At 40.9% G+C, this 18,702-nt stretch carries 15 protein-coding genes; 9 read left to right on the forward strand and 6 right to left on the reverse strand.

Annotation, left to right across the window (positions count from 1 at the left end; translation table 11 throughout):
• Positions 1 to 37: 37 nt before the first annotated feature.
• The 5 genes from J1G40_RS04845 to dnaN all read left to right on the forward strand — a co-directional run bounded on the left by J1G40_RS04845 (position 38) and on the right by dnaN (position 4,796).
• Positions 38 to 868: an S-adenosyl-l-methionine hydroxide adenosyltransferase family protein gene (locus tag J1G40_RS04845; RefSeq protein WP_265241466.1), complete on the forward strand. Its 831-nt coding sequence runs from the start codon at positions 38 to 40 to the stop codon at positions 866 to 868.
• Positions 869 to 1,165 carry a putative quinol monooxygenase gene (locus J1G40_RS04850; RefSeq protein WP_265241467.1) on the forward strand — a complete coding sequence of 99 codons (297 nt, stop codon included), beginning with the start codon at positions 869 to 871 and terminating at the stop codon, positions 1,163 to 1,165.
• A gap of 2 nt (positions 1,166 to 1,167) precedes the next feature.
• On the forward strand, positions 1,168 to 1,899 hold the full coding sequence (gene gldF / locus J1G40_RS04855; protein WP_265241468.1) for a gliding motility-associated ABC transporter permease subunit GldF: 732 nt from the start codon (positions 1,168 to 1,170) through the stop codon (positions 1,897 to 1,899).
• The gene (gene gldG, locus J1G40_RS04860) at positions 1,899 to 3,569 is read left to right on the forward strand and encodes a gliding motility-associated ABC transporter substrate-binding protein GldG (protein WP_265241469.1); all 1,671 of its coding nucleotides are present in this window, start codon (positions 1,899 to 1,901) and stop codon (positions 3,567 to 3,569) included. Before gldF ends, gldG begins: the two co-directional genes overlap by 1 nt.
• 108 nt (positions 3,570 to 3,677) lie before the next feature.
• Entirely contained in the window at positions 3,678 to 4,796 is a 1,119-nt protein-coding gene (gene dnaN, locus J1G40_RS04865) for a DNA polymerase III subunit beta (protein WP_265241470.1), read from the forward strand.
• Positions 4,797 to 4,824: 28 nt separating this feature from the next.
• Here dnaN and J1G40_RS04870 read toward each other — a convergent pair whose 3' ends face one another.
• The 3 genes from J1G40_RS04870 to J1G40_RS04880 all read right to left on the reverse strand — a co-directional run bounded on the left by J1G40_RS04870 (position 4,825) and on the right by J1G40_RS04880 (position 7,527).
• Entirely contained in the window at positions 4,825 to 6,198 is a 1,374-nt protein-coding gene (locus tag J1G40_RS04870) for a hypothetical protein (protein ID WP_265241471.1), read from the reverse strand.
• A 434-nt stretch (positions 6,199 to 6,632) separates the two neighbouring features.
• On the reverse strand, positions 6,633 to 6,995 hold the full coding sequence (locus J1G40_RS04875) for a DUF4870 domain-containing protein (protein WP_265241472.1): 363 nt from the start codon (positions 6,993 to 6,995) through the stop codon (positions 6,633 to 6,635).
• A 103-nt stretch (positions 6,996 to 7,098) separates the two neighbouring features.
• Complete coding sequence (locus J1G40_RS04880) at positions 7,099 to 7,527, reverse strand: hypothetical protein (protein WP_265241473.1); 429 nt, start codon at positions 7,525 to 7,527, stop codon at positions 7,099 to 7,101.
• Positions 7,528 to 7,644: 117 nt separating this feature from the next.
• On the opposite strand from J1G40_RS04880, the gene mnmE reads away from it, so the two are divergent.
• Complete coding sequence (gene mnmE, locus J1G40_RS04885; RefSeq protein WP_265241474.1) at positions 7,645 to 9,048, forward strand: tRNA uridine-5-carboxymethylaminomethyl(34) synthesis GTPase MnmE; 1,404 nt, start codon at positions 7,645 to 7,647, stop codon at positions 9,046 to 9,048.
• A 234-nt stretch (positions 9,049 to 9,282) separates the two neighbouring features.
• On the opposite strand, the gene J1G40_RS04890 is transcribed toward mnmE, so the two are convergent.
• From J1G40_RS04890 to J1G40_RS04900, 3 genes are read right to left on the reverse strand one after another with little or no spacing between them, the layout of a single operon-like run.
• Positions 9,283 to 10,413 carry a Gfo/Idh/MocA family oxidoreductase gene (locus tag J1G40_RS04890; RefSeq protein WP_265241475.1) on the reverse strand — a complete coding sequence of 377 codons (1,131 nt, stop codon included), beginning with the start codon at positions 10,411 to 10,413 and terminating at the stop codon, positions 9,283 to 9,285.
• Positions 10,410 to 11,297 carry a sugar phosphate isomerase/epimerase family protein gene (locus tag J1G40_RS04895; RefSeq protein WP_265241476.1) on the reverse strand — a complete coding sequence of 296 codons (888 nt, stop codon included), beginning with the start codon at positions 11,295 to 11,297 and terminating at the stop codon, positions 10,410 to 10,412. Before J1G40_RS04895 ends, J1G40_RS04890 begins: the two co-directional genes overlap by 4 nt.
• Entirely contained in the window at positions 11,281 to 14,775 is a 3,495-nt protein-coding gene (locus tag J1G40_RS04900; RefSeq protein ID WP_265241477.1) for a PVC-type heme-binding CxxCH protein, read from the reverse strand. The genes J1G40_RS04895 and J1G40_RS04900 overlap by 17 nt, the downstream gene beginning before the upstream one ends.
• 156 nt (positions 14,776 to 14,931) lie before the next feature.
• Here J1G40_RS04900 and J1G40_RS04905 point away from each other — a divergent pair, with 156 nt between their 5' ends.
• The 3 genes from J1G40_RS04905 to J1G40_RS04915 all read left to right on the forward strand — a co-directional run bounded on the left by J1G40_RS04905 (position 14,932) and on the right by J1G40_RS04915 (position 18,691).
• Positions 14,932 to 15,801, forward strand: a complete 870-nt coding sequence (locus J1G40_RS04905) for an AraC family transcriptional regulator (protein ID WP_265241478.1) — start codon at positions 14,932 to 14,934, stop codon at positions 15,799 to 15,801.
• Positions 15,802 to 16,028: 227 nt separating this feature from the next.
• Entirely contained in the window at positions 16,029 to 16,484 is a 456-nt protein-coding gene (locus J1G40_RS04910) for a (2Fe-2S)-binding protein (protein WP_265241479.1), read from the forward strand.
• A gap of 11 nt (positions 16,485 to 16,495) precedes the next feature.
• Positions 16,496 to 18,691 (forward strand): molybdopterin cofactor-binding domain-containing protein, encoded by a 2,196-nt coding sequence (locus J1G40_RS04915; protein ID WP_265241480.1) that lies wholly within the window; start codon positions 16,496 to 16,498, stop codon positions 18,689 to 18,691.
• Positions 18,692 to 18,702: the final 11 nt, after the last annotated feature.

The following is an 18,702-nucleotide window of genomic DNA, read 5'->3' on the forward strand; positions in this document are numbered from 1 at the left end:
ATCACTTTGCTTAGGTTAAAAATATCAACAGAGTTGCATGGCAGTTATTACATTGACTACTGATTTTGGACTAAAAGACCATTTTGTAGGAGCCATAAAAGGAACAATATACAGGGAGTTGGCAGATGCGAGAATCGTTGATATTTCCCACCAGATTAGTCCCTTTAATATCCACGAATGTGCCTATTTGCTTAAGAATTCATACAAGGCGTTTCCTGAAGGCACCATACATATTGTTGGGGTAGATTCTGAACCAACTAAAGAAAATCAACACATTGCAGTACTGGTAGACGGGCACTATTTCATCAGCGCAAATAATGGGGTGGTAAGTTTAATAACTTCCGAGATAAATCCTGAAAAGGTAGTTGAGATTAATATCCCTAATCCCATTCACGGTTCTTTTCCGGTATTGGATGTTTTTGTGCAGGTGGCTTGTCATATCGCTAGAGGTGGCACCCTTGATGTTGTAGGAAAGAAATTTGATCAACTCAAAGAACTTAAGGAATTCTCCCCCAGAATTACGGATAACGGAAAAACAATCGTCGGGAGTGTTATTTACATAGACAACTATGGGAACGTAATTACGAACATTAGAAAAAGTTTATTTGAGGCTTACAGGAATGGCAGGGCATTTACAATTAATGCGCGGAATAAGAAGATTTCAGAAATTCATCATAAATACAGCGATATCATCAACTTTGACTTGGAAAAGAATCAGCGCAAGGGCCCGGGAGACTTACTTGCGTTATTTAATTCCTCGGGTTATATAGAATTAGCCATATACAAAAGCGATTTAAATACCGTTGGCGGGGCATCCAGTCTTCTGGGCCTTGATTACAGGGATACCATCCTGATAAATTTCGTATAGATGATTGTAAGGATTGTAAAATTGACATTCAGAAGCGAAAATATTGCTAGTTTTGAGCAGATATTTAAGGATACAAAAGACCGTATAAGAAATTTTGAAGGCTGTAGTAATTTAGAATTATATCAGAGCACTGACGAGCCCGGTGTTTTTTTTACATATAGCTACTGGAACTCTGATAAAGATTTACAGGCATACCGGCAATCAGATTTCTTTAAGAAGGTTTGGGCAGAAACAAAGAGATTGTTTAAGGAAAAACCACAGGCCTGGAGCCTCAATAAAATCGAAAAACTGAACTAAATATGCTCGCTATCTTCAAAAGAGAATTAACCTCCTTCTTCTCCTCTCCTACAGGCTATCTGGTGGTTGGTCTTTTCCTTGTGATAAATGGCTTATTCTTATGGGTATTTAAAGGACCTTTCAACATCTTTGATTACGGTTTTGCCGATCTCAGTAAATTATTTCTTTTAGCTCCCTGGGTGTTTTTATTTCTTATTCCTGCAATTACTATGAGAAGTTTTTCTGAGGAGCGAAAATTGGGAACCCTGGAGTTACTCTTTATTAAACCACTAGGGGTCTGGAATACGGTAGCAGGTAAATTCCTGGGTACACTGGTACTGGCACTTATTGCAATAGCACCTACTGTACTTTATGTGTTCGCCATCTCGGCATTGGGCAGTACAGAAGGGAATTTGGATATCGGATTGGTATTGGGATCTTACTTCGGATTAATCTTTCTGATAGTTGCATATACTGCCATAGGTTTGTTCGCCTCCGTAATTACAGATAATCAGATTGTCGCTTTTTTGGTGGGGGTTTTACTCTGCTTTGCATTTTACTATGGTTTTGAAGCCGTAGGAACCTTGTTCACCAGTGGCAGTACTGCTTTGTTCATAGAAAATTTTGGAATGAAATCGCATTTCGAAAGTATGGCTGCAGGAGTGGTCAATACCAAAGATCTTATCTATTTTGCAAGTCTTGCGATATTCTTTCTTTATACGGCCGTAAATCATTTAAATAATCTGGAACGTTAATGAAAAAATCCGCTGTTTTTTCAATTGTCAAAGTCGTTATCCTGCTTGTAATTATTAATGTTGCGGGGCATTATTTCTATGCCAGATTTGACCTGACCGAAGATAGAAGGTACACCCTCTCCCAGGCCGCAATTGATGCGGTTAGTACAATTGAAAACCCTGTTGTAGTTGATGTGCTGTTAGATGGAGATCAGCTTCCTTCTGAATTCATAAGATTAAGACAGGAAACCAAACAAATTTTGGAGGAGTTTGCCTCTGAAAACAAGAATATCAAATTCAGTTTTATCAACCCCAAGGAAGATCCTTCACAGGCAGAAGTCACAATGGCACAATTGGAGAGCATCGGTTTAAAACCTGCCAATGTTACCACTGAAGATAATGGTAAGGTGTCTCAGGAAAAGCTCTTCCCATGGGCCATGGTTACAAATAGTACTACCACAGTGAAAGTACCATTGCTGAAGAATAAGCTGGGTGCTGCCATGGAAGACCGCATTAATAATTCTGTCCAGAATCTTGAGTATGCCTTTGCCGACGCTTTTACAAAACTTGGAATTAAAGAAAAAAAGCGTATTGCGGTAATTAAGGGAAATGGGGAGTTAGCAGATATTTCCATAGCCGATTATCTCAGTGCTATCAGGGATTATTACAATATAGGGGCTATTACCCTGGATTCCGTAGCTACCAATCCGCAAAATGTACTCGATCAGCTTAAAACCTATGATCTTGCCATTATTGCCAAGCCCACAGAAGCTTTCACAGATGCAGAAAAATATGTGTTGGACCAATTTGTGGTCGATGGCGGTAAATCTCTCTGGCTGGTAGATCAGGTAGCAATAGAACTTGATAGCCTTTTCAATCCCAAGGGCAGCGCAATGGCTTACCCGCGAGAACTAAATCTTAACGATTTTTTCTTTAGTTATGGGCTGCGTATTAATCCAGTACTGGTAAGCGACCTGTATTTTACTCAGATCGTTTTAGCTTCTGGAGAGGGCAATAGCTCGCAATACAATCCGGTGCCCTGGTACTACAATCCCATGGTTTTTTCCAGGGACAACCACCCCATAACCAATAACCTGGAAGCCGTGAGGTTTCAGTTCTCCAACACTATAGACACCCTGAAAAACAATTACAAAAAAACCATACTGTATTGGAGTTCACCATTATCCAGGCCGGAAGGCACCCCTAAGCAGATTAGCCTTGATATTATCAATACCCCTCCGGATAAAGCCAAATATAACGAGGGAAATCTACCGCTGGCCGTGCTGGTTGAAGGGGAGTTTTCTTCTGCCTTTGCCAACCGGGTTAAACCGTTAAATCTTTCCGGTGTAAAAGAAAAGGGCGTGGAAAATAAGATGCTGGTGATTGCCGATGGGGACCTGATAAAGAATCAACTCAGGGGAGGAATTCCACTGGAACTTGGTTTTGATAAATGGACGAATAACTTCTACGGCAACAAGGAATTTCTAATAAATGCCATTAATTACCAGCTAGACGACACCGGACTTATAAACATTCGGAACAAGAAAGTAACCATACCCCTGCTGGATCAGAATAAGATATTGGAACAGAAAAGGAAATGGCAACTGATTAACATTGGGCTTCCTGTAGTGATTGTCATTATTTTTGGCATGACCTTTAATTACTTTAGAAAGAAAAAATATGGGAGTTAGCTGTTGATAAGTTTGTTTTATTCAATTGGACATTTGGGATATATTTGTTTAATTGGAAATGCATTGCCTAGGCTCGTAAAAGCCTTAAACAACTAAGAATAACCAAGAATGAAATTTATAGTATCTAGTACCTATTTATTAAAACAACTTCAGGTTTTAGGTGGGGTTATAAATAACAGTAACACACTCCCCATTCTGGATAATTTCCTGTTCGACCTTAAGAAAGACAAGCTCAGTGTTTCTGCTTCCGACCTGGAAACCACTATGAGTTCTGTGTTAGACGTAGATTCTGATAATGAAGGTACCATAGCCGTGCCGGCCAGGCTACTGTTAGAGACTTTAAAAACTTTCCCTGAACAACCGCTTACCTTCGTGGTGGAAGATAACAATACAGTAGAAATAAGTTCTAATCACGGAAAATATGCACTGGCATACGCAGATGGTGCAGAATTCCCAAAATCTGTAGAATTGGCAACACCCAGTTCTACTACCCTGATGGGCGATATTTTGGCAACTGCCATAAATAAGACAATTTTTGCAGCAGGTAATGATGATCTTCGCCCGGTAATGAGTGGTGTATTTTTTCAATTTTCTCCTGAGCATCTGACATTTGTCGCTACAGACGCCCATAAACTGGTGAAGTATCAAAGATCTGATGTAAATGCCAGTCAGGTTGCGGAGTTTATCATGCCTAAAAAACCATTGAATTTGTTAAAAGGTATTTTAGCCGGAAGTGAAGAAGACGTTGTAATAGAATATAATGACAGCAATGCCAAATTCAGCTTTGATAATACAGAGCTTATATGCAGGCTGATAGACGGTAAATACCCAAATTACGAAGCGGTAATTCCAAAAGAGAATCCAAATCAACTATCTATTGCCCGAAATCAGTTCTTAAGTTCCGTACGAAGAGTTTCCATATTTTCGAACAAAACCACACACCAGATCCGCTTAAAAATTGCAGGTGCAGAATTAAATATTTCAGCAGAGGATATAGATTATAGCAACAAAGCTGAGGAAAGACTTACCTGCTCTTACCAGGGAGACGATATGCAAATAGGTTTTAACTCGCGATTTCTGGTAGAAATGTTGAACAATCTGAGCTCCGAAGAAGTTTCTTTAGAAATGAGCCTACCCAACAGGGCAGGAATTCTTACTCCGATAGATGGCCTGGACGAAGGCGAAAACGTCACCATGCTCGTCATGCCGGTAATGTTGAATAATTAGGACTTCTATAGTATAGGTATAAAAGCCATTAATAATAACATTTGCTGGCGTTTATAGGAATCTCTCTATAAATTCTGAATTTTTTATCTATCCAGGATAAGGGAATTATTAAACTCGAATCCAGTTCGGCGTTCTGCAACTGTATTTGCTTTCCATTTCTCTGAAAACATAATTCAATGCCACTATTGCCTTTCTCCTTTAATACGGTAACTCTTTTTTGCAATTCATAGAAGACCATTTTTTCATTTTTACGCCAACGTAATTGTTTTGCATAATTGGTATGTTCTTTCTGACAGGGAATCACAATATCGTTCTGTGCTTTAACAATATTAAGATTTGGCATAAATAAATGATTATTTCTTTCCCCGTGGGTCATGAGTCCGGAAAACATACTAAAGCTCTGATGAGTTTTAGTTCCTAAATAGGGCGATAATCCGTTCAATATCAATATCAGTGGAAATATATAATAAGCTGTCGGGAGCTTAATTCTTTTTTCGAAAGTATTTTTTCTGGGAAAGGATAGTACAAAATAGGAGAAAATCAGCGTATAGATTAAAAATGGAAACCAGCCTATAAAGCTTCTGATATTGAGCCCGATGGACCAATCACTTTGGGTGTTTCGTGAAAAATTGCCTAATTCTGAAACAATTTGCGGATACTGAAACTTTAAAACATATAGTATGGGAATAAAAAGCATAGCGCCCCAAATAACCATTTTAACGTTCTTGCTATTCAATTTAAATCCCTGGAAAACCTCATAAATTCTGTCAAAGAAACTATTTGGGAGAAAAAGTACATATAGAGCAAAAAGCATTGGGGTAAAATGCCAGAAATAGATAAACCCGAGGATGCCATGCATCAGTATTCCCAGCAAACATCCAATCCAGCTAAACCTTCGGAACAGAAGAAATATGGGAATTAGCATTTCTAAAACTAAGCTGGCATAAATGCTTATATGTTTTAAAAATGTGAGGGTCTCGCTAGATAATTTTCCAAAAAATACGGAAGTTATATCATTATTCAGAAACACTTTAAGCAGCATTGTACCTCCACATGAATCAGGATTCATATAACTCCAATTAAGCTTATGAAAGACTGCAAAAAAATACAGTATGATGGTAAATGCTATTAAAATAGGTTGTACATACACCAGACTTTTTATTCTATCCTTACCGGAACTCCAATAATTTACGCAGAAGGTGATGATAATGGTCAGGTCTACAAAGAATGCGAAGAAAGCATGATTACCGGTATTTGGAGCATGAAAAATATAAACACAAGCGTGTAATAAAGAAAATAGCACCAACCTTATTTCTTTGGAAGGATTAAGCAAAACATACCCCCCTGAAAGGACAGTGAGTGCCGGAAGAACTCCGGACACAATATCGCTGCGATGAATCATGTGAAAAATAATTGCCAATACCCACATGATTGTAAAAACAGTATATCTCCTGGAAACCCTAGCCATGATTAAATCCAATCTAATTGTTTGAACTTTTTCCTTTTCCTATGAATTGTAATTTTTGTGTTTGCTCTTAACCTATTTTGCATACTTAATTCAATAATACACGACCATCTTTTCTTTTTCTGAACACAAAAGTTGAATTCCCTGGTTCTCAACCAAGTATTTAACGCAGTGAATAGTAAAGAATTGTTAAATAGACAAAAATCAGATTAATGATGGGCTAAGGGCAATACTTCAATAATTCATTAAAGCTGTGAATTTTCCGGCCCATTCTTTAAAATTACCCCCAGGGAGGTTGTTGGTTATATGATGTCTGCAAAAAAAAATGCCCCGAACTATCGGGGCATTTATAATATGTTAAGTAGCATACTTTATGAAATAAACCGGATGGTCATAAAATAACTTGGAGCTTCTCCATTGTTGGCCCGTATAGCATTTACAATGGGCATAACAAAGCCCAGAATACCTACGGCAATTAATCCTAGAATTCCAAGACCTAATAACAGTATAGATGGAATACTGATTATGATGTACAAAATTAAACTGAGTTGAAAATTCACAATAGATTTTCCATGCTCGTTCATTTCTTCAACATTGTTTCTTGTGGTCAGCCAGATAATTAAGGGGGTGATTAATCCGCCAAATCCGATGACATAGTGTAGTAATTGTGTTAAATGCGTAATCACAAGCAATTGCCTGTCCGTGCGCATTACTGATTGATTGATGACTTCCATTTTTAATAATTTAAGGGGATTATAACTATAAGTAGCAAATTTCCTTAAAATGTTACAATACAATTAAACCAAAGCAATTAAAAAAATGGCTTAAGTAACTGCACTACTGCTTTTTAACTAACTTTTTAAGCTTCGCTTTGTCTTTGGCTACTGCGGTGTTAAGTTTCTGGACTTTCGTCTTTAATTTGGCTTTGTCAACAGGAGAAAGTTTCCCTTTGGCTTCATCTTTTGCCAATTTACCTTCTAACTTAGCTATCCTGGCCTCATTCTTTTTGATCGCCTTCTTTTTATTTCCAATAGCTTTGGCAAGTTGTTCTTCCTTCTTCCGTTCTTTTTCCGCTTTTTTTACTTTCTTATCGGCCTTCTTTATTTTCTTCTCCTCCTTCTCAACAGTCTTTCTAACAGCTTTTGCCTCCTTGGCGTCTGTTTGGGCAATGGTGCTTGGTATCTCGGTAGATTTTGATTCCTGGCCATTGATGATCACTGCATTCAAAAAAAACACAGCCAGGAACAAGGTGGTAACTTTCTTCATAATGCCGTTCTTAATGGATTTAAGTATCCCAATATACATAAATGCCACCATATGAACCCGGAATCTTAAGGATGTTGTCTATGTTGTTTTCCCTATTTTTGCAGTCTAAATCAGAGTATGATTACAAATGACACCATAGTGGCTTTAGCCACCCCTTCCGGCGCAGGGGCTATTGCTATCATCCGGGTATCTGGCAAAGAGGCCATTTCTTTTGTCTCAGACTGTTTCCGGTCTGTAAGTAATAAAACTCTGAGTAAGCAAAAGACCCATACGGTGCATCTGGGATTTATTGAAGAAGATGACAAAAGTATAGACAAGGTATTGGTATCCCTTTTTAAGGGGCCAAATTCGTATACCGGGGAAGATGTTGTAGAGATCTCTTGTCATGGCTCCCCTTATATACAACAGCAAATTGTACAGCTCCTCGTCCGTAAAGGATGCAGAACGGCCGGGCCGGGAGAGTTTACGCTCCGTGCTTTTCTGAATGGAAAATTAGACCTGAGTCAGGCAGAGGCAGTTGCAGACCTGATTGCCAGTGATAATGAAGCATCGCACCAGATAGCCATGCAGCAAATGAGGGGTGGTTTTAGTAGTGAAATAAAAAGGCTTCGTGAAGAGTTACTGAATTTTGCGTCGCTCATTGAATTGGAGCTCGACTTTGCCGAAGAAGATGTAGAATTTGCCAATAGAGACCAGTTTAAAGCCTTGCTTTCTGAAATAGAAGAAGTGCTTAAAAAACTGATAGATTCTTTTGCTATTGGTAATGTCATAAAGAATGGAATTCCTATTGCTATTGTCGGGGAGCCCAATGTGGGGAAATCTACACTTTTAAATGCCTTGCTAAACGAAGAACGGGCCATTGTATCAGAAATAGCAGGTACCACAAGAGATACTATCGAAGACGAAATAAGTATAGGGGGCATAGGATTCAGGTTTATTGATACAGCAGGGATCAGGGATACCAGTGATATAGTAGAGAGCATAGGTATTAAAAAAACTTTTGAGAAAATAGAACAGTCACAGGTAATTGTTTTTCTCCTCGATGCTGAAAAATTCGGAGCTTCAGAGCATAATTTTCAGCAGGAAATACAAAAGGTCAAAAAAAACCACCCCAGCAAACCCTTTATCCTGGTGGTGAATAAAACAGACAAAATTGATAAGGCTGTTGAAAAGCGTCTTGCTGGTATCATCAAGGAGATTGACGGAATAGAAACCCTGTTCCTTTCTGCTAAGACTGGTGAGGGGGTAGAGGGGCTAAAATCAACATTATTGAATTTTGTAAATACCGGAGCTTTAAGGAACAATGAAACCATAGTAACCAACTCTCGCCACTACGATGCACTGCTCAAGGCCCTGGAAGAGATCCAGAAAGTACAACAGGCTATGGCAGATGGACTCTCGGGAGATTTAATTGCCATAGATGTGAGGCAGGCCTTATATCATTTTGGAGAAATCACCGGGGAGATTACCAGTGATGACCTCTTAGGAAATATATTTGCCAATTTTTGTATCGGGAAATAGCTTCTATTTTTTTGATTGATTTATTTATTGGTTTTAACTTTTACCGGGAAAATATTTCCACGATAAACCTCGTATTGCCAATAATTACCTATAGGTGTAAACCGTTTGGATCCCGAGGGTAAATCAACTATTTAAGGGCGAACCCAAAATGATATAAAATGGGGATACACGACCCAGTCATTACAATTCCGAATATTCGAAAGGCATAATGCGCGGTTTGTAGCATCTAATCTTTCAAGCCTCAAAAGTAAATTCAGGCAACTTAATTAGCTGACCCCCTTTTAAAGCTGATTCATGCGCCAATATGCCCACACAGGTAATGTTGGCCGATTGACTAGCATTCGGATAGGGCGATTTGCCCGTAATCAAAGCATCTACAAAGGCATGTACCAAATGAGGATGCGATCCTCCATGACCTGCCCCTTGGGTAAAAGACAAATGCTGATTATCATCCGTATCATATACTCCTTGGGTCGTAAATCGCTGTATTTCCTCAGGAAGCAACTTTGCAAAATCGGGACTCTCAACTTCCTCTGGTATTTCAGGTTCGGGTTTTTTAGCGGTATGCACCACCAATGGCTTGCCCTCGATCAAGGGCCATTCTACCGATTTCTTTGAACCGTAGACTTCAAAGCTTTCACGATATTGGCGGGCGACATCAAATAACGAACGATAAACCTGTGCGCTCAAATCGGAATTGCGGAATTTAATATGTGTGGTCTCCACGGCAAAGGGGGAGTCGTATTCCTTTATCAGATCTTCGCGAATAGTTCCTGACCCGAAGCAGGATACATATTCAGCCTCATCCCTGGTAAGTGCCAAAACAGGTCCGACACAATGGGTCGCATAATGCATGGGGGGAAGCCCTGGCCAATAGTTGGGCCATCCGTCCATGTCTTGTTGATGACTCGCCTTTAAAAATTGTACTTTGCCTAGCTCCCCACTATCATAGAGTTCTTTCATATAGAGAAATTCACGTGCATATACGACTGTCTCCATCATCATATAGGTCAATCCGGTTTCTTGGGTCAGATGCACTATCTCTTCACATTCTTCAACTGTTGTTGCCATGGGTACGGTACAGGCGACATGCTTGCCCGCCTTCAGTGCCTGAATCGATTGCTCGCCATGATTGGGTATAGGAGTATTGATGTGCACTGCATCAATATCCGGGTCTTTCAGCAATTCTTCATATGAGGTATATCTTTTTTCAACCTCAAAAGCATCAGCAATTTCATTTAACTTTTCTTTATTACGCTGACATAAGGCAACCAGTTCCGCATTTGGATATTTCTTGTAGATGGGAATAAATTCGGCTCCAAACCCTAAGCCTATGATTGCTATTTTAACCTTCTTTGTACTCATATTTTAGTGTATTGAAATGTTGATTTTAAAAACTCCAGTCCTTTTTTTGCAAACTCGTCCTGGCTATTAGCGTGTTTTTTCCAAATATTTACGGCCGCTGCCAATTCAGGTATTTCGGGAGTGAAACTCTCGATGACCACTGCACCGGAATAGTTTACATCGGCCAAACCTTTTGCAAATTCATCCCAGGGAGTCAATCCAGTACCCGGTATTCCCCTATGGTTTTCGGAAACCTGAACATGTATCAATTTGTCGCCCGCGGTCTGGATGGCCTTGCGAATATCTTGTTCCTCTATAGTCATGTGAAATCCGTCCAAAATGATTTTCATGTTATATTCATTGATTTCATCAAGCAGCCTTACCACATCATCGGCAGTATTGATCAGGTCAGACTCGAAGCGGTTCAAAGGCTCCAAAGCGATATCCAGCGCATGTTTCTTAGCGATATTGGAGAGTATTCTCAAATTCGTGACTGCACGGTCCCATTCTATTTTCTTTTGTTCTTCGGATGCCAAACGCGCCTTACCTACCGCAGCGTATAAAGGTCCGGCAACAAAGTCGACCCCAAGAGCCGAGGCAATCGCAAAACACTTTTCGGCATGCTCAAAACAATTTTGATATAAGGAAACATCATCGGAGGTCAAATCTTTGTCATCGCCAAAAACGATACAAATCGATGGCGATAGGCCATTAATTCTTAGCGCCTCATTGACGGTCTTCACATCGATCAAGTCTGGATATTCAACGGGAATCTCAACAACATCAAAACCCATCGCCCTGATCTTGGGAAAAAGTGCAATCGACTCAGTGGTGAACGGAGATTGCCATAACCAGGTACTTACCCCGAATTTTAACTGTTCGTTCATATTATGCCGGATTTGCAACTACTGTCATTACACCTTGCATGATACGCCAATGGCCGGGGAATGTACATATATAAGGATACTCCCCGGGCTCTTTAGGCACCGTAAAGCGTAAAACCGCTCTCTTTTCAGGATCCACCATAGGAGTAGCCTCTAAGACCTGTGGCATATCTGGAATATAATCCCGCTCAGCACCACTTGGGTCCTGGGCCATTTTATCCGCTGCAGCACCCACTAATTCTTTACTTCCCTTAGCCAAAACCAATAAATTGTGCTGCATGAAATCGTTATTCTCAAAAACCAATTCTATAGTCTCCCCCGCTTTTACGGTAAATTCAGAGATATCGTATTTCATTTCATTTTTTATGGTCCGTATAGTAATGACCTGATCAACATCGCCCTCAACAGAAGCAGCTTCCGTCGCAAGTTTGGCGCCATAATTCTCGTACATCAACTCAGCGATGCTCTTTTTTGAAAATTCACTTATCTGACCCGAATAGTCCTTTTCCACATCATATTTCCAATCGCCTTCTAAAGAATAACGCTGCCCCCCTACTCTTAATTCCATCGGATGGACATCACCATAAATTCCGCCGCCACCACCGGTATCCTCCATCCACACTGCGATTGTATTTATACCCGCTTTTAAAATGCCTTGTTTTATGTTATAAGTTCTCGTTTCTTGATACCCCTTGGTGGCCCCTACCTGTTGTCCGTTGACATAGGTAATGTCATTGTCGTTGATCTGTGCCAAAGAAAGGATGGCCGATGTCCCTGCTGCATTTTGCGGCAAGGAAACTGTTTTACGAAACCAAAGCGCACCATCAATATTTACCCCGGCGTCTTCAATAGTTTGAGGCAGGGTCATGGTATTCCAGTTGCTGTCCTGAAAGCTTACTTCGTAGGGCGGCACAATCTGCGCAACATCTTCTCCAACATCAGGGTGTGCTTTCTTATAAGCCGAAATGAATCCTGTACTATGTTTTGTTCCAGCGATATAAATCGCTTTTGACAACCATTGGTCTTCCGTGATACGGTTTGTTTCGCTCATAGCAAACAATTTCTTACCCAGGCCTTCGGACGATTTTTGCTGGGAAAGTGCCAACAACGCCTGTAGCACAACTTGCGGATCTTTGTCCTTAAGCAAATCTGACTTGAAGATTGCGCTAACCGTTCTATCCGTTGTTGGAAGGATTTGCAAAGCAGCCTTTCTAACCGCCGCAGAGGGATGGCCCAGAGCCATTTCGACCGCATTAAGGGCCTTGGCATTTTCTTCCAGAGCGACCAAGTCGTCAAGTGCCCAAATCGCATGCAAGGCAGCCAGATCCAAATTAGCGGCATCAGTTTGATGATCGGCTACCATTGATAGCAAATCTTCAATAACGTCCTTATTATTTCGCTCAACAAGCAGACGTTGCGCAGTCAAACGCCAAAACATGTTGTCATGACCCAGAGTGGCTATTAAAGTGCTTGGATCATCAGTGGATAGTTCAGGATAATCACTTGACTCATACGTTTTTGGAACAACGCGCCAAATGCGTCCCTTTGACTTGTCCCGAAGCGGGTTTTTGTAAGCATTGCCCTCGCCGTTTTCAGCATCATACCCCCCTCTTTCCTTGTTGGGCGTAGGGTTGTGCTGCACAATGAAATTGTACCAATCGGCCACCCAGACCACTCCATCGGGACCAACCTTTGCTTCTACGGGAGACACCCATTCGTCAGCACTTGAAAAAAGATTGCCACCATCTTGTTCTAGGTAACCTGCCCCATCTTCAACTATTTTTGAAATATGCACAAGTCCGCCTGTAGGCTCACAAACAAAGGCTACTTTGTTCCAATAACTTTCCGGGTATTCACGTGCGGTATAAAAGTGATGGCCTGCTGCGGCAGTGAAGCCTCCGAAAACATCTACCTGGCGAACATTAGGTGTGATGGGCTGCATAAAATAATGCCCATCAATTTTTTTACTTCCAGTATTGCTAATTCCATCTACTCCTTCAAAATATGAATCGTTAATGCCCAGAAAAACGCTATGGGTATTGTTGGCGGTGGAAGCAAAAATGGAGTTGTCTTCGGTAAATCCGAGCCCCCAGGTATTATTGCTTGTCTTGGTGAGATATTCGAATTCTGTAAAGTTGGTGTTAAAACGATAAACCCCTTGGCTAAATTCGAAAGGCTTGCCAAAGATTTCCCCCTTAAACCCGGAGTAGCCCAGGACGCCGTATATGTTATTATCAATTCCCAATTGCAGATTTGAAGGTCCGGCATGGGTATCAAACGTGCCCCAACCTTCGATTATGACTTCCCGTATATCAGCCTTATCGTCTCCGTTGGTGTCCTTTAAAAATAAAAAATGAGGTGCTTGGGAAACCAATATGCCGCCATTGACAAATACAAAACTAGTTGGTAGATTCAGCTCTTCAGCAAATACAGTTACCTTATCAGCCTTCCCATCCTTATCAGTATCCTCCAAAATTTTGATCACGTCGTCTCCTGAACTTTTGTCTTCACGGACGGTATTCGGGTAATCCACAGTTTCTATTACCCAAAGTCGGCCACGCTCGTCCCAATTCATGGCGATCGGGTTTACAATATCAGGTTCAGCAGCAAATAACTCTAATTTAAACCCAGGGGGCACTTGAATTAACTTTGAAGAAGCTTCAGGGCCTAATGGTAACTGGTACTGTGGTGGAGGGTCGCGCTTTTCATAATTGGGAATGTTATTTTTTGGTTCGTAAACCAATTTCGGTATGTCGGTCATAAAATTGGTCCAGTTCTTTTTTGCGACCGTATCAACCGCCCATAAAATTCCTTGTTTCACCAAATTTTGAAAACCTTTGTTCTGCCAGGTGCGTTCGTCATGTCCGAAAGCGGTATAGAATACCTTGCCCTTTCCATAATTTTTTACCCAGGTATAGGGTTCCCGATGTTCCCCTTCTACACGTTCCATCAAAATATTAATGTCATCGGCTAACTTGTCGTGCACATAGGTTTCATCCCAAGTTTCTAAAGTAGTTACCTCTTTCATTATAGCATGTTCCTCATCAACAACCTCAGCGGAAAATACCCCTGTTTCATGACTCTTGAAGCGACCACCAACCATATCGATATAGGCATCGCTATCCTTAAAACAGAAACTGGCACAATGAAGTGGTATGAACGCATGCCCTTCGGAAACATAATCTATTAAGGCTTGTTCGTGATCTGGCATCCGATCCTCGTAATTGGCATAGAGGATAACACCGTCAAATTGGGCTAAATTATCAGCATTCAAATCGTTAACATCTTCGGTATAGGTAATATTGATACCATCTTTTGTAAGCGCGGAAGCTAAAATAGGCATGTAGGTAGCGGAAGGATGGTGTTCTGCATCATGACCTAGAAACATGAGTTCAATCCGTCTTGGTTGGTCATCGGGAATTACTTTTGCCTGTTTAGTCTCAGATCCACAGCTTACCAGAAAAAGTGCGATCAATAGTATAAGTACTAAAAATTTCATGTTGATTTTCATAATAAAAGGTGTAATGAACAAATCAATAATACTAAAAAATCATTCTAAAAACATCCTGCAAAGTATCCATAACTGACTGTTTTATGTCTCAAATAAATACATATTAATAGATATGTGATATATTAGTAAAATATATAGACTTAATTGAAATCTGCCTTACAAAAATCACCCATACCTGAAAACCATGCCTTCGTGGTAAGGCACCTCAAAGAGCCCTATTTTGACCCCAATTGGCATTTTCATTCTGAATATCAAATTTTTGTAGTAATAAAAGGGCAGGGAACGCGATTTATCGGGGACCATGTAACTTCCTTTAAACCGGGCGATATAACCTTGACGGGGCCTAATCTACCGCATTTATGGCGGAGTGATCGGGAAATACCTTTGAAAATAGTAGATGAGTACTGTGAAGGAATCGTAGTCTATTTCAACGAAAACTTTATTGGTAAAAGTTTATTACAGACGGAAGAAGCCATAAGAATACGCCAGCTATTCAAAAGAAGTCTACGCGGATTGGATATCATTGGAAGAACACGAAAAGCAATCCATGAAATGATTTCAGAATTGCCTGATCTCAATGGATTTGATGGTGTCCTGGAACTACTGAAAATCCTGAATATACTATCAAGGACAAATAATTTGCAACCTTTGGCAAGCCCCGGATACACCAATAGTCTAAAAGAAGGTGATACAGAGCGTATGAACAAGGTCTATGCTTATGTAATGAATAATTTCAGACAAAAAATGACGGTTTCCGAACTTGGCGCACTTACCAGTATGACCCCAACTTCTTTTAGCAGGTATTTTAAGGTCCATGCCAATAAAACCTTTTCTGAATTTGTTAGCGAGATACGAATCGGTCATGCTTGCAAACTATTGATAGAAAAGCAAACTAACGCTTCCCAAGCCTGTTATGAAAGTGGCTTTCAGACCCTATCTAACTTCAACAAACAATTCAAAACTATAACGAAGAGGACCCCTATGGCGTATAAAAAAGAGTACCAGGCAGTCTAGTTGCGTATGTTGCAGTAAGTATTCCAGGTATTTCGTAAATAATATCTAATTAACAGCCTCCCAGCACGTCTAAAAAACCCTGAATCGCCATTGCATTGTCTTTTAGTTTCAACTTCTTTTATCTCATGAAAGCTAAAATTTTCTTGCAGCAATTTAAAGTTTAATTGCCTTCGAATTGCAGGATTATTTTATTAACTTCAGCACACTTATTCACTTATACAATAATCATGGCAAATTTCACCTTAAAAATTAACGGAAAAACAGAGCAGATAGAAGTTGACGGCAGCACCCCTATGCTATGGGTTTTGCGCGATCATCTAAAATTGGTTGGCACCAAATACGGTTGCGGTATAGCACAATGTGGTGCCTGTACCATTCACCTTGGCGATAATGCAGTACGTTCTTGCCAGTTGCCAATTTCTACGGTAGGCGAACAGGAAATCACTACCATTGAAGGACTGTCCGAAGAAGGAGACCACCCTGTACAACAGGCCTGGTTAGAAGAAGATGTCTACCAATGCGGCTATTGCCAGGCGGGGCAAATTATGAGTGCTTCTGCCCTATTGAATCAGAATCCGAATCCTACAGATTCGGAAATAGAAAATGCAATGAACGGCAATATCTGCCGATGCGGTACCTATACCAGAATTAAAAAAGCCATTAAAAAGGCCTCTACAATCTAAAATCAAAGATCATGACAAAGATAAAAACACAATATAATCGCCGTTCATTTTTAAAGGTTTCAGCGGCCGCCGGTGGAGGTATGCTGATAGGATTTAGCTGGCTTAACGGTTGTAAACCCGGCACAGAAGAAAAGATGGGTGTTGCCGTCCCCAACGAATGGTTTGATATTAATGGGTACATCAAAATAGGTGATACTGGTATGGTGACCATATACTCCCCTAATCCAGAGATTGGCCAGAACATAAAAACCTCTATGCCGATGATCGTTGCCGAAGAGCTTGATGTTCCCTGGGAAAATGTGGTGGTTGAACAAGCCCCACTGAATACCGGATTCTACCAAAACCAGTTTGCTGGTGGCAGCCTTTCTATCCGATTAAGCTGGAATGCTTTAAGAATGGCTGGCGCTGCCGGTAGGAGAATGTTGCTTGAAGCAGCTGCCAAAGAATGGGGCGTAACCCTGGAAGATGTTACAGCAAGTGAAGGTGTGGTGAGTGAAATAAACGGTGAGCGAAGTTTAGATTACGGACAGTTGGCCTCAAAAGCCGTAGGTATAGAAGTACCTGAAGAACTGGAACTCAAATCGCCCAAGGATTTTAAATTGATTGGTACCAGTCAGAAAAATGTAGATGGCAAGGGCATAGTTACCGGAAAGCCATTATTTGGTTTGGACTTCCACCGCGATGGGATGCAACTCGCTATGATAGAACACCCACCGGCCTTTGGAATGAAAGTTAAAGACTTTAATGCCGACGAGATTAAGGCAATGCCCGGGGTAAGTGATGCATTTATTATAGATACCACTATTGAAGAACCGGATTGGTTTGATGAAAAAGGATATTTCCAGCTTATTGCCATTGTGGGTGAGTCTACCTGGCAATTAATGCAGGCCAAGAAGGCCCTTAAAGCCAATTGGGAAAGTCTGAGTGAAGCTGAAAGTTCGGATATGCATTTGCAGAAATTGGAAGAAGCACTGGTGTCTGGCGAAGTACAGGAAAGTAGAAAAGATGGAGATTCAGATGCTGCATTTAAGAAGGCAGCAAAAATAATTGAACGCACTTATAGTGCCCCTTTCCTACCGCATAATACATTAGAACCGATGAACTTCTTTGCCAATGTGACCGAAGATTCCGCAGAACTTATCGGACCTACTCAGACTCCGGAAGCTCTGGAAGGTTCTGTTGCCAAATTACTAGGTCTACCTCTGGAAAATATCACAGTAAACATGACCAGGATTGGAGGGGGTTTTGGTCGCAGGCTTTATGTGCACTTCGGTCTGGAAGCCGCTGCAATTTCTAAAAAAATTGGCGGCCCCGTTAAACTTATTTACAGCAGAGAAGACGACATGACCCAGGGTACTTACAGGCCCACCTACAGATCTGTTTACAAAGCCGGCCTGGATGAGAATAACAATCTGATTGCATTTTCTGTAAAAGGAGCAGGTTTGCCAGAAGGCCCGGTTTTCCCAAACAGATTCCCTGCAGGTACGGTTGAAAATTACACTGCTGAAAAAATCATGGCGAGTACTAATATTACCACCGGGGCTTGGAGGGCGCCGAGATCTAATTTCACAGCAGGTGCAGAGCAGTCATTTTTAGATGAAGTTGCAGAAGCCGCAGGTAAGGATCCCATAGATTTCCGATTAGAATTGTTTAACCGGGCAATAAATGATCCTGTTGGGGAAGAACATGATTATGACGCAGAACGCTATGCCGGGGTATTAAAGTTAGTGAAGGAGAAGGCCAATTGGGGACAAACTCAAGAAGGTGTTCACAGGGGTGTTGCCGCATATTATTGCCACGCGTCCTATGTAGCAGAAGTTATGGACATGGTAATGGAAAACGGACAGCCTAAAATTAAAAAAGTCTGGTGCGCAGCAGATTGTGGCATTGTAGTGAACAGAGATGCTGCCAAAAATATGTTGGAAGGCGGGGTTATTGATGGCATAGGACATGCCATGTACAGCCAGTTGACTTTTGAAAACGGGGTTCCCAATGAGAAGAATTTTGATAGTTATCAATTAATTCGTCATTCACAGGTGCCTGAAGAGATTGAGGTATTCTTTGTGGAGAATGAAATAGATCCTACAGGATTGGGAGAACCCGGATTACCACCGGCCATGGGGGCATTGGCAAATGCCTTGTATAAAGCCACGGGCACGCGATATTACCATCAGCCCTTTACTTCGGAGCAGGCAGTTGTTGGGTAATACGAAATAAA

Origin of the sequence: Muriicola sp. Z0-33, from assembly GCF_026126425.1 — a bacterium.
Classification (GTDB): Bacteria; Bacteroidota; Bacteroidia; order Flavobacteriales; family Flavobacteriaceae; genus JAFMPW01.

Excerpts from the sequence above, each read along its gene's own strand:
- J1G40_RS04845 (WP_265241466.1), top strand. The coding sequence starts at position 38 with ATGGCAGTTATTACATTGACTACTGATTTTGGACTAAAAGACCATTTT.
- J1G40_RS04850 (WP_265241467.1), top strand. The coding sequence starts at position 869 with ATGATTGTAAGGATTGTAAAATTGACATTCAGAAGCGAAAATATTGCT.
- gldF (WP_265241468.1), top strand. The coding sequence starts at position 1,168 with ATGCTCGCTATCTTCAAAAGAGAATTAACCTCCTTCTTCTCCTCTCCT.
- gldG (WP_265241469.1), top strand. The coding sequence starts at position 1,899 with ATGAAAAAATCCGCTGTTTTTTCAATTGTCAAAGTCGTTATCCTGCTT.
- dnaN (WP_265241470.1), top strand. The coding sequence starts at position 3,678 with ATGAAATTTATAGTATCTAGTACCTATTTATTAAAACAACTTCAGGTT.
- J1G40_RS04870 (WP_265241471.1), bottom strand. The coding sequence starts at position 6,198 with ATGATTCATCGCAGCGATATTGTGTCCGGAGTTCTTCCGGCACTCACT.
- J1G40_RS04875 (WP_265241472.1), bottom strand. The coding sequence starts at position 6,995 with ATGGAAGTCATCAATCAATCAGTAATGCGCACGGACAGGCAATTGCTT.
- J1G40_RS04880 (WP_265241473.1), bottom strand. The coding sequence starts at position 7,527 with ATGAAGAAAGTTACCACCTTGTTCCTGGCTGTGTTTTTTTTGAATGCA.
- mnmE (WP_265241474.1), top strand. The coding sequence starts at position 7,645 with ATGATTACAAATGACACCATAGTGGCTTTAGCCACCCCTTCCGGCGCA.
- J1G40_RS04890 (WP_265241475.1), bottom strand. The coding sequence starts at position 10,413 with ATGAGTACAAAGAAGGTTAAAATAGCAATCATAGGCTTAGGGTTTGGA.
- J1G40_RS04900 (WP_265241477.1), bottom strand. The coding sequence starts at position 14,775 with ATGAAATTTTTAGTACTTATACTATTGATCGCACTTTTTCTGGTAAGC.
- J1G40_RS04910 (WP_265241479.1), top strand. The coding sequence starts at position 16,029 with ATGGCAAATTTCACCTTAAAAATTAACGGAAAAACAGAGCAGATAGAA.
- J1G40_RS04915 (WP_265241480.1), top strand. The coding sequence starts at position 16,496 with ATGACAAAGATAAAAACACAATATAATCGCCGTTCATTTTTAAAGGTT.